Here is an 11,462-nt window from a genome sequence, read left to right on the forward strand (position 1 = left end):
CATGGCGTGTCCTCTCCTTTCAAAGAGATTTGAAAACGTCAATGGGGAGGATACGCCACCTCTTTTGATCAGGTCATCCACAACTTTCGATTATAACTCTTTCGCTAGGTGTGCGGGACAACTCGTTTGATAGCGCAATGAAAAGTGTCGCTTGCGCACCAATTACCCTGAAAAGGTATTGAAAAGAGTTCGGCCAGCCTCTACTTCAGAGCCTCCCTGACCTGGTTCTCAACGCCTCCGGCGATGATGACCTCCTGGACCGGGCGCCCGAGAGGTGCGAAGGCGTACTCGCCTCCCTGCCAGGTGATCGCGGCCCGAGCGAAGTCCACGGCGATCTCGCCGTCCATGACGACCGTCTTGTCCGCGGGTCCGGCGTGCGCGGCCCGCACGGCATCGACCAGCGTCGTGCTCTCGAGGCAGATGAACCCGTTGTTGATGGCGTTGCGCAGGTAGGTCTGGGAGTAGGAGCCGGCGATCAGCAGTGCGACGCCGGCGGCCTGCAGGGCGGTGACGGCCTGTTCGCGCGACGACCCGGTGCCGAAGTTGAAGCCGCCGATCAGGACGTCGCCCGCGGCCACGATGCCGGTGAAGGCGGGATCGTAGTTCTCCATCACCACGCGGGCCATGTCCCGGGGGGTCATGTCCTCGCGGTAGGTGTAGTCCTTCCCGTAGATGCCGTCGGTGTTCAGGTTGTCCACGTCGAGCCATAGCCCGCGGCCCTCGATGCGGGCGGGGAAGCCGTCCAGGATCTCCACCGCACCGGCACGCGGGGCTTTCCCGCCCGGCGCGAAGGCGTAAGCCGGCTGCGGGCCGGTGAATTCCTCGGGACCGGTGATCCGGCCGGCGACGGCCGAGGCGGCCACGACCACGGGGCTGGCCAGGTAGCACTTGGCGTCCCGCGATCCCATGCGGCCCTTGAAGTTGCGGTTGGTAGCGGAAATCCCCACCTCGCCGGCTTCCAGCAGACCGGTGCCCAGACCGATGCAGGGGCCGCAGCTCGGCGGCAGGGCGATCGCGCCCGCATCCAGCAGTATTTGCCAGTACCCCTGTTTCTTGGCCTGGTCCTCGACGAACTGGCTGGCGGCAGCGACATAGAGTTCGACGCCGTCGGCGACCTTGCGGCCCAGCAGCACGTCTGCGGCGGCCTTCAGGTCCTCGAGGCGCGAGTTCACGCAGGACAGCAGATAAGCCTTGTGGATCCGGATATCCGCGGCGATGAGGTCGGTCAGGGGCGCGGTGCGCTGCACGGTGTCCGGCCCCGCCACGTGCGGCGTCACCTCGCCGAGGTCGAGCGCGATGGAGCCCGCGTAGGCGGCGCTCGGATCCGAACGGAGGGGATCTCTCTCCCAGCCCGCCAGCTCGTCCTCGCCGAGACGGTTCTGGAGCCCCTGGAGTCCGAGGATCGCCCGCCGCTTGCGCAGGAAGTCGAGCGTCTGCGCGTCGCAGGGGAACCAGCCCACCAGCGCGCCCCACTCAGTGGTCATGTTGGCGATGGTCATGCGCGCGTCCATGGACAGGGTCTCCACGCCGGGACCGGCGAACTCGACGGCGGCGTTCAGCACCTCGCCCCGGTTGTAGAGGCCGCAGAGGGTGAGGATGACGTCCTTGCCGGTGACGCCCGGCTGCAGCTCGCCGCTCAGCCGGACCCGGACTGTACGGGGGATCTGCCACCAGAAGCGGCCGGTGGCCCAGAGGGCGGCGGCGTCGGTGCGCACCACGGGCGTGCCCACCGCGCTCACGGCGCCGTACATGTTCGCATGGCTGTCGCTGGCGACGCAGAAGCCTCCCGGCTTGACGTAGCCGTTCTCGATCATCACCTGGTGACCGATGCCCGTGCCGGCGGGATAGAAGTCCACGCCCTGGGACCTGGCGAAGGCCTCGATCTTGGCGTACTTGGCGAGATTGCCCGCGCTGCGGTTCTGGATGTCGTGATCCAGGGCGAAGACGGGTTGACCCGGGTTGGCGATCCTGGCGACGCCGAGCGTCTCGAACTTCAGCAGGACGGCGGCTGTGTTGTCGTGGGTCATGACCTGGTCGGGAACCAGGGTGACGAAATCACCCGCATGGAGTTCGGTCCCCGCGGGCAGGTCGACGGCGTGGGACTGGGCGATCTTCTCGATGACGGTCTGGGCCATGGCGATACACCTCCGTTGGCCCAAATCTGCTATCTGGGCCGACCCCGCACAAGGACCGTCAGCCGGGATATTTGTCCTCGATGTAGTCCCTCAGGTAGCGCAGCTGCACCTTCTGCTCGTGGCTGACCTGCTTGACGCAGTCGCCGATCGAGACCAGGCCGGCCAGGCGTCCCTCCTCCATCACCGGCAGGTGACGGATGCGCGCCTCGGTCATGATGGCCAGGGCTTCGGACACGTCGTGATCCGTCTCGACGAAGAGCAGGTGTTCGCTCATGATCTCGTGCACCTTGGTGTCGCGGGAGGAACGTCCCTTCAGCGCGATCTTCCCGAGATAGTCACGCTCGGTGACGATGCCCCGGATGTCGTCCTCCCGTGTGACGAGCAACGATCCCACACCTTGATTCGCCATGACCGCGATGGCTTCGTATACGCTGTCGTCGGGATCGACCTTGAAAACGTCCCTGCCCTTGTGCCTGAGAATGTCTGCAACGGTGGCCATGGTAGTCCTTCTCCTTGCCATGGGTTCGCACTCGAATTTCCGGTCACGATAAGCCAAATCGCGATGTGTGGCGACCGTTACCATCATTTCTGGCCAGCAGCCCGTACAATGCGCTATTTTCAGGCTTCGCGCGCGCATGCCATCCGAACCCGAGGTTTGCCGGTTATGAAACGTGTCCTGACACTGGCCCTGATCGCGACGGTCCTTGTGACGGGTTGCAGCGGCGACGACCCCGCGAATCCAGATCCGCCCGCCCCCGGCGACGTGATCGTCGAGATCGTGCCCGCGGGGCTGGGGGCCGGCTGGACCCTCACGGGCCCGGAAGGCTATACCCGCGATGGCACCGGCGACGAGCAGCTGACCGGTTTGGCTCCCGGCGACTATCAGATCACCTGGCTCCCGGTCCTGAACTGGGACGCGCCGCTGCCCCAGTCCCTGACGCTGGACGCCGGGGGGGCGATCACCTTCACCGGCACCTACGTCTCCGACCCGCCGCCCGAGAACATCGTGACGATCGACATCGAGCCCGACGACCTGTACGCGGCATGGGTGCTGAAGGTGGAGACGGGAGACGGCGAGAACGACCGCAGCGGCCACGGCGACGCCGTCCTGCACGACGTGCCGGCCGGACAGGTGACCGCGGACTGGGAAGAGATACCCGGCTGGTCCGTCCCCCCCCCCGGCTACGTGACGGCGGAGTTGCTGGAAGGACAGACCCTGGCACTGTCCGTGACCTACACCCTGCTGCCGCCGTGGCCGCTGGAATTCGTCCAGGTGCCCGCCGGCACCTTCGCCATGGGCTCGCCCGCGGCGGAGCCGGGCGCGTCGAGCGACGAATGGCCTCGGCACGACGTGACGCTGAGCCGCGACCTGTGGGTATCCGTCGCCGAGGTCACCAACGTCCAGTGGGACGACGTGATGGGCGGGAACCGGGAAGGCGACCCGACCGTCGCCAACCTGCCGGTGGTCCTAGTCTCCTGGGAGCAGGCCGTCGACTTCTGCAACGCCCTGTCGGCGAACGAGGGGCTCGCGCCCGCCTACACCGTGAACGGGGGCGTGACCTGGGATCCGGACGCGCCGGGCTACCGCCTCCCGACGGAGGCGGAGTGGGAGCACTTCTGCCGCGCCGGCACGATCACCGCCATCTCCGCCGGCGAACTGGCGGAACTGACGTGCGAACCCGATCCGGTCCTGACCTACTTCGCTTGGTACTGTCCCAACGCGTATGCCCGGCAGCCCGTCCGCTCGCTCTATCCCAACGATTGGGGCCTGTACGACGCGCACGGCAACGTGGGCGAGTTCTGCTGGGATCTCTACGACGCGAGCTACTACGCCGCCTCGCCGGCCGTCGATCCGGCGGGTTCCGACGTCGGCACGCGCAGGGTCGTGCGCGGCGGCAACTACTCCGCCTGGGGCGGCATCTGCCGCTCGGCGGCGCGTTCGTCGCAGAACCCGTTGTTCGGGAACCAGGCCGTCGGTTTCCGGGTCGTGCGCAACGACGCGGAGGACAAGCGCGGGGCCGGCGGATGAGCCACGCCGCGCTGGACGACGAACTGGCTATCGCGTCGGAATTCGCCCATCCGGGAGGGCGTAGCGGTATCGTCCGTCAGGCAGTGCGGCGGGCCGGCGACGGCGAACTGCTCGCCGACGCCGGCATCGCCTTCGTGATCGTGGACGTCAAATCGCAAAAAGCCGTACAGACAGACGGGATGATCCGAGAGGCGATGACACCCGCCGATCGGTAATGTCGAGGAAGAACCATGAAGAGACCTTATCTTGCACTGTCGGCGGCGTTCGCCCTGCCGGTGATGCTCGCCGTCGCCGTCGGCGTGGCCGGAGCCTCCGCGCCGCCGTACCGGCTGGAGCATCCCGTGGACGCGGGGGGCCGGCGCGTTTCCGGGGACGAGGGCTCCGTCTTCACCGGACACGATGTCGAGCTGCGCGCGCTCGTGCTGGACGACGAAGGCCGTCCCGCGCCGGGCGTCGTCGTCGTCTTCGACCAGGTGGCGCCCGCCGAGAAGCTGCTCGGCAAGAGCGAGACGGACTTCGACGGGATCGCGACCCTCACCTTCACCGCCGGCGCCGAGGCCGAGGAATACTCGATCGTGGCCCACACCGAGGGCGTCTGGGCGGACGGCGGCCGCAACGTCTACACCATACCCGTCCGCGAGACGACCTGGGTGCTGTTCATGCTCTTCGGCCTGGCCGGCGGGCTCGGGCTCTTCCTCTTCGGCATGGACATGATGAGCTCGTCGCTCCAGCGGTCGGCGGGCGGGCGCCTGCGGGCGATCCTAGGCACCCTGACGGCGAACCGCTACCTCGGCGCCGTGGTGGGCGCCGTGGTGACCATGGTCATCCAGAGTTCCAGCGCCACGACGGTCATGCTCGTGAGCTTCGTGCAGGCGCAGCTGATGAGCTTCGCCCAGACCCTGGGCGTGATCCTGGGCGCGGACATCGGTACGACCATCACCGCCCAGCTGATCGCCTTCAAGCTCACCGACTACGCGCTGCTGATGATCGCGCTGGGCTTCGGCCTGAAGTTCCTGGGCCGCCGGCACAAGCTGCGCAACCTCGGCAACGTGCTGCTGGGCTTCGGCATGCTCTTCTACGGGATGGCCGTCATGAGCATGGCCATGTCACCCCTGCGCACATACCGTCCGTTCCTGGATCTGCTCGCCGGACTCGAGAACCCGCTGCTGGGCATCCTGATCGGCACGACCTTCACGGCGCTGATCCAGAGCTCGAGTGCGTTCACGGGCGTGATCATCGTGCTGGCGCAACAGGGCTTCCTGTCCCTGGACGCCGGGATCCCCCTGATCCTCGGCGCCAACATCGGCACCTGCATCACGGCCGTCCTCGCCAGCCTCAACTCGGGCCGCGAGGCCAAGCGCGTGGCCCTGGCCCATACCCTGTTCAAGATCACGGGCGTGCTGGCGATGGTGTTCTGGATCCCCGTTTTCGCCGATTTCGTGCGCTCGGTCTCGCCAGGCGGCGCCATCGAACCCGCCGACACGGTGCGCATGGCCAAGTTCATCCCGCGCCAGGTGGCCAACGCGCATACCATCTTCAACGTTGGCCTGGCCCTGGTCTTCCTGCCTTTTACCGGGCTGTTCGGCCGTCTCGTCGTGCGCCTGCTTCCCGATAAGCTCGAACCGATCGCGGCCCGTTACCGGCCGCGCTACCTCGAACCCAGCATGCTGCAGACGCCGACCCTCGCCCTGAACCTGGCCAAGGTGGAGATCCTGCGCATGGGCGAGATCGTGCGCCACATGGCCACAGACGTGATCAAGCCCTTCGTTGACAACGACATGGAGATGCTGGACGATCTGCACGAGCGGGAGCACGAGATCGACGATCTGGATGTTCAGATCTTGGCCTATCTGATCGACATCGGCATGCAGGATCTCAGCGAGGAGCAGACCGAGGAAGTCTACCTGATGATGCACGTCACCAAGCAGTACGAGTTCATCGCCGACATCATCGACAAGGAGCTGTGTCCGCTGGCCCACAAGAAGGCGTCGCTGGGCGCCGACTTCTCGCCCTCCGGCCGCAAGGAGGTCGAGGCCTACCACATCAAGATGCTCAAGCAGATCTCGCGCGGTCTGGAGGCCTTCCGCGAGGACAGCCTCGAGACGGCCAAGAAGATGACCGTCAAGCAGGCCCGCTACGTGGCGCTGGAGGGTGATTACCGCCAGGCCCATTTCGAGCGCGTGAGCGGCAACATCAGGGAGTCGTTGGCCACCAGCGAGGTGCACCTTTCCCTGATGGACGCCCTGCGCAAGATGAACTCCCACTCGGCGGACATCGCGCGCGCCATGCTGACGCGGTTCGAGGGCGAGAAGGCGCTGGAGGGCAACGTTCCGGATTGATCGTGACCATGAGACAAGGAGAGATTCATGCCGATCCTGTTCCACCAGACGCGGGAACTCACGACCAAGATCGATGCGTTCCTCGACACGATCAGCGAGGGCGCTCTCGTCTTCAAGCAGGGGATCGACGATTACCTCGCCGGCAATGGAGAACGTTTCACGGAGCGCTGCGCTTCCATCAAGGCGCTCGAGAACAAGGCGGACGACCTGCGCCGCACCATCGAGAACCAGCTCTATCGCCATTCGCTCATCCCGGAATCGCGCGGCGATGTCCTGGGCCTGCTCGAGCATATGGACGACGTGATCAACACGGCCAAGCACACCATCAACCTGATCATGGTGGAGCAGCCGGAGATGCTTCCCGAGCACAAGACCGACTGGATCGAGCTGGCCGAGACCGCTGCGCTCACGGCTGAGACGGTGGTGCAGGCCGCCCGCGCCTTCTTCCGCGATCCCCAGTGCGTCAACGAGAGCCTGCACAAGGTCTACTTCCACGAGAAGGAAGGCGACCGGCGCGCCATGAACCTCAAGCGCAAGATCTTCGCCACCGATCTCGACCTGGCCCACAAGATGCACCTGCGCTACTTCGCGCAGCACATCGACGAGGTTTCCGATATGGCGGAGAACGTGGCCGACCGCCTGTCGATCTACGCCATCAAGAGGACCGTGTGATGCTGCTCGTCTTCCTGTCGGGCGGTCTCTTCTTGGGCTGGTCCCTGGGCGCCAACGACGCGGCCAACGTCTTCGGCACGGCGGTCGGCACGCGCATGATCAGGTTCGGCACGGCCGCGCTCATCTGCAGCCTGTGCCTGGTGGTTGGTGCCGTGATCGGCGGCACCGGCACCACGGAGACGCTCGGCCAGCTGGGCGCCGTGAACGCCCTCGGCGGCGCCTTCATGGTGGCGCTGGCGGCGGCCTTCACCGTCTTCGGCATGACGCGCCTGTCCTTGCCGGTTTCCACCTCGCAGGCCGTCGTGGGCGCCATCATCGGCTGGAACTTCTATTCGGGCTCGCCGACGGACGTCTCGACCCTGATCAAGATCGTCACGACCTGGGTGGCCTGCCCGATCCTGGCCGGCCTGTTCGCCGTGCTCCTCTACCTCGGGCTGATGGCGGCCTTCAGGCACTTCCCCCTGCACCTGGTGTGGGAGGACGTCGTCCTGCGGTGGGGGCTGATCCTGACCGGCGCCTTCGGGTCCTACAGCCTGGGCGCCAACAACATCGCCAACGTGATGGGCGTCTTCGTGCCCGTGTCGCCGTTCAAGCCGCTGGACGTGGCCGGCCTGTTCACGCTCGACGGCATCCAGCAGCTGTTCCTGATCGGCGGGTTCGCCATCGCCGTGGGCGTGTTCACCTATTCGCGGCGCGTGATGGAGACCGTGGGCGGCAGCCTCATGCACCTCAACGCCCCGATGGCCCTGGTGGTGGTGCTGGCCCACTCGCTGGTGCTGTATCTCTTCTCCAGCCAGGAACTCAGCGTCTGGCTCAGCTCGCATCATCTGCCGACGATCCCCCTGGTGCCGGTCTCCAGCTCCCAGGCGGTGGTCGGGGGCGTGCTGGGCCTCGGGCTGCTGAAAGGCGGCCGGGGCATCAAGTACCGCGTCCTGGGGGAGATCGCCGCCGGCTGGGTGACCACGCCGGTCGTCGCCTGCGCGATCACCTTCGTCGGCCTGTTCTTCCTGCAGAACGTGTTCGCGATACAGGTGATGCAGTAGGGGCACAGGACCCCCGTATGTACTCGGACCCGCGACGAAAACGGCCCGCCGCTTCCGGCGGGCCGTGGCGTCGTTTCTGATCGCGTTGTCTACATCTACACGGCGGCCGGCGGCGTAGGTGCCGGGCGCTGGCCGAGATCCTGATCCAGCATGAACAGTCCGGGGCCCTGCCCGCCCATCATCTTGAGTTTGCCGAGGATCGAGTCGATGGTGGCCTCCTCCTCGACCTGCTCGCTGACGAACCACTGGAGCATGGCGTGGGTGGCGAAGTCGCTCTCCTTCACGCACAGGCCGACCAGGTTGTTGATGTTCTCTGTCATATGTCTCTCGTGGCCCAGGGCGGCCTCGAAAACCGTTACGGGGTCCTGCCACTCGGTCTCGGGCTGCTGGACCGCCTGCAGCCGCACGCGGCCGCCGGTCATGTTGACGTAGTCGTAGATCTTCAGGGCGTGAAACAGCTCTTCCTGGGCCTGCATGCGCATCCATTGGGCGAAACCCTCATAGTGGTTGTTCTCGCACCACGCCGACATGGACAAATACAGGTAGGAGGAAAAGAATTCGGCTTGGATCTGGACGTTGAGCGCTATCTGGATCTTCTCTTTCAACACGGCGAAACTCCTTGGTGCCTCCTGGCGACGTGCCTGAGGTGTACAATGGGGCGTTCGGTGTAGAACAATAGTTTCTGTTCATCGATCTTGCCATTGAAATCGGCGTCACATGCTGATATCGGTTGTCATGTCCGGAAAGTGGCGGTTCCCTTCGGATGTGACGATACTGAAGCCCCGTGAGGATCGCTCATTCCAGGGTGGAAACGCCATCTCCCGCCATCTGGCCGCAATTTCGCCCCGAGTGGCGGTCGCCCGGGCCTGCCGGAACATGACAGCCACACGGCCGTCGGGGCCGCGAAAGGAAGATCCATGCCTTTGCAGGAAGTCGCCTCGTTCCAGGTCTCGCGACTGGAGATCCTGGACGAGCAGGGCAACGTGGACAAGGAGCTCGAGCCCGATCTGACGCGGGACCAGCTCATCGAGCTGTACCGTCACATGGTCTGGGGACGCATCACGGACGAACGGATGCTCAACCTGCAGCGCCAGGGCCGCATCGGCACCTTCGGCCCCAGCACGGGCCAGGAAGCGGCCCATTGCGCGCCCATGTTCGCCGCCACGGACCGCGACTGGTTCGTCGGGGCTTTCCGCGAGCACGGCGCCCGGCTGATGCGCGGCGAGAGCCTGCTGCGACAGCTTGTCTACTTCAATGGTTACGAGGAGGGCAACGTCAACGAGGAGGGTTCCAGCCCGCGCAACCTGCCCATCTCGGTGATCGTCGGCGCCCAGCCGCTGCACGCGGTGGGACTGGCCTACGCCATGCGCCTCAAGGGCGAGCCCGAGTCGGCCGCGCTGGCCTTCATGGGCGATGGCGCCACCAGCGAGGGGGATTTCCACGAGGCCCTGAACTTCGCCTCGGTCTGGAACCTGCCGGTCGTCTTCGTCGTGCAGAACAACCAGTGGGCGATCTCCGTGCCCCGCGCCAAGCAGACCAGGTCGGGCACCATCGCCCAGAAGGCCATCGCCTACGGGATGCACGGCGTCCAGGTGGACGGCAACGACGCCCTGGCCATGTACGTCGCCACCAGGGAGGCGCTCGAGCGCGGACGCCGCGGCGAGGGACCGACCCTGATCGAGGCCGTCACCTACCGCCTGATGATGCATACCACCGCCGACGACCAGTACAAGTACCGGACCGAGGAGGAGGAGAAGGTCTGGTGGCAGCGCGACCCGTTGCTCCGCTTCCGCAAGTACCTGGAAGCACGCAAGTTCTGGAGTGAAAAGGACCAGGCGGCCCTCGAGGAGGAGCTGAAGGCGCGGATGGACGAGCAGATCAAGGCCTTCGAGGCCAAGACCGATTTTCCGCCCGAAGCCCCGTTCGATCACGTCTTCGGTACACGGCACGACACGATCGAGGAGCAGAAGGCCGCGTTTCTGGCGGAGCTCGGGAAGGAGGCCGGCCATGCCTAAGCTCAACATGGTGCAAGCCATCAACCTGGCCCTGGACGAGGCCATGGCCGCCGACGATAACGTGATCGTGCTGGGCGAGGACGTGGGGGTCGACGGCGGCGTCTTCAGGGTGACCGACGGCCTGCAGGAGAAGTACGGCGAGGCGCGCGTCATCGACACGCCCCTGGCCGAGAGCGGCATCATCGGCACCTCGATCGGCATGGCCATGGCGGGGTTGCGGCCGGTCGGGGAGATGCAGTTCTCCGGTTTCTCCTACCTGATGATCCCCCAGCTCGAGGGACACGCCTCGCGCATGCGCTCGCGAACCCACGGGCAGTTCAACGTGCCGCTGGTCATGCGCCTGCCCTACGGAGGCGGCGTGCGCGCCCTGGAGCACCACAGCGAGAGCCGCGAGGCCACCTACGCCCATCTGCCGGGCGTGAAGGTCGTGATCCCGTCCGGGCCGCGCAACGCCCGCGCCCTGATGCGCGCGGCCATCGAGGATCCCGACCCCGTGGTCTACATGGAGCCCAAGCGTTCCTACCGGGCCTTCAAGGAGGACGTGCCCGCCGAGAGCGAGACCATCGAGATCGGCAGGTCCCGGGTCGTGCAGGAGGGCGCCGACATCACCGTCGTGGCCTGGGGCGCCATGATGCACACCACGCAGAAGGCCGTGGCCGAGCTCGAGAAGGAGCGCGGCGCGAGCATCGAACTGATCGATCTGCTGACCATCGCCCCCCTGGACGGGAACACCATCGCCGAGTCGGTGCGCAAGACCGGACGCCTGGCGATCGTGCAGGAGGCGCCGCGTTCGTTCGGCGCCGCCAGCGAGATCATCGCCACCGTCAACGACAAGGCACTGATGTACCTCGAGGCTCCCGTGAAGCGGATCACCGGCTACGACGTGGTCACGCCCTACTTCAGTCGCGAGTTGCTCTACATGCCGACGGTTGGCCGAGTCCGCCGGGGCATCGAGGAAGCGCTAGATTTCTAAGGAGATACCGATGTTCGAGTTCAAGCTGCCCGATCTCGGCGAAGGCATCCATGAGGGCGAAGTGCTCAAGTGGCACGTCCAGCCCGGCGACACCATCGCCGAGGACGCGCCGCTGGTGGACGTGGAGACCGACAAGGCCGCGGTCACGATCCCGTCGCCGCGAGGCGGCAAGATCGTCACGGTCGTCGGCGAGGTGGGCGACGTGGTCGAGACCGGACAGGTCATCGCCGTGATCGACGACGGCAGCGGCAAGGCG

11 protein-coding genes are annotated in these 11,462 nt (G+C 66.0%); 8 read left to right on the plus strand and 3 right to left on the minus strand.

Features of this window, described 5'->3' with window-relative positions; all coding sequences use genetic code 11:
• Positions 1-200: 200 nt before the first annotated feature.
• Together lysF and KJ554_03960 are read right to left on the minus strand one after the other, a co-directional pair.
• Complete coding sequence (gene lysF / locus KJ554_03955; protein MBU0741491.1) at positions 201-2,135, minus strand: homoaconitase; 1,935 nt, start codon at positions 2,133-2,135, stop codon at positions 201-203.
• Positions 2,136-2,193: 58 nt separating this feature from the next.
• Positions 2,194-2,634: a CBS domain-containing protein gene (locus KJ554_03960; GenBank protein MBU0741492.1), complete on the minus strand. Its 441-nt coding sequence runs from the start codon at positions 2,632-2,634 to the stop codon at positions 2,194-2,196.
• Positions 2,635-2,799: 165 nt separating this feature from the next.
• On the opposite strand from KJ554_03960, the gene KJ554_03965 reads away from it, so the two are divergent.
• The 5 genes from KJ554_03965 to KJ554_03985 are packed head-to-tail and all read left to right on the plus strand — an operon-like array spanning position 2,800 to position 8,218.
• Complete coding sequence (locus KJ554_03965; GenBank protein ID MBU0741493.1) at positions 2,800-4,164, plus strand: formylglycine-generating enzyme family protein; 1,365 nt, start codon at positions 2,800-2,802, stop codon at positions 4,162-4,164.
• Entirely contained in the window at positions 4,161-4,379 is a 219-nt protein-coding gene (locus tag KJ554_03970) for a hypothetical protein (GenBank protein MBU0741494.1), read from the plus strand. The genes KJ554_03965 and KJ554_03970 overlap by 4 nt, the downstream gene beginning before the upstream one ends.
• Before the next feature lie 15 nt (positions 4,380-4,394).
• Positions 4,395-6,503, plus strand: a complete 2,109-nt coding sequence (locus KJ554_03975) for a Na/Pi symporter (protein MBU0741495.1) — start codon at positions 4,395-4,397, stop codon at positions 6,501-6,503.
• 27 nt (positions 6,504-6,530) lie between these two features.
• Positions 6,531-7,175, plus strand: a complete 645-nt coding sequence (locus KJ554_03980; protein ID MBU0741496.1) for a DUF47 family protein — start codon at positions 6,531-6,533, stop codon at positions 7,173-7,175.
• Positions 7,175-8,218, plus strand: coding sequence for an inorganic phosphate transporter family protein (locus KJ554_03985; GenBank protein ID MBU0741497.1), 1,044 nt, complete (start codon positions 7,175-7,177; stop codon positions 8,216-8,218). The genes KJ554_03980 and KJ554_03985 overlap by 1 nt, the downstream gene beginning before the upstream one ends.
• Before the next feature lie 95 nt (positions 8,219-8,313).
• Here KJ554_03985 and KJ554_03990 read toward each other — a convergent pair whose 3' ends face one another.
• Complete coding sequence (locus KJ554_03990; GenBank protein ID MBU0741498.1) at positions 8,314-8,826, minus strand: ferritin; 513 nt, start codon at positions 8,824-8,826, stop codon at positions 8,314-8,316.
• 309 nt (positions 8,827-9,135) lie between these two features.
• On the opposite strand from KJ554_03990, the gene pdhA reads away from it, so the two are divergent.
• The 3 genes from pdhA to KJ554_04005 all read left to right on the plus strand — a co-directional run.
• Entirely contained in the window at positions 9,136-10,233 is a 1,098-nt protein-coding gene (gene pdhA / locus KJ554_03995) for a pyruvate dehydrogenase (acetyl-transferring) E1 component subunit alpha (protein MBU0741499.1), read from the plus strand.
• The gene (locus tag KJ554_04000; protein MBU0741500.1) at positions 10,226-11,206 is read left to right on the plus strand and encodes an alpha-ketoacid dehydrogenase subunit beta; all 981 of its coding nucleotides are present in this window, start codon (positions 10,226-10,228) and stop codon (positions 11,204-11,206) included. Before pdhA ends, KJ554_04000 begins: the two co-directional genes overlap by 8 nt.
• A gap of 10 nt (positions 11,207-11,216) precedes the next feature.
• On the plus strand, positions 11,217-11,462 hold a 246-nt coding region (locus KJ554_04005; GenBank protein MBU0741501.1), incomplete at its 3' end, for a 2-oxo acid dehydrogenase subunit E2.

Source organism: bacterium, assembly GCA_018814885.1.
GTDB lineage: Bacteria > Krumholzibacteriota > Krumholzibacteriia > LZORAL124-64-63 > LZORAL124-64-63 > JAHIYU01.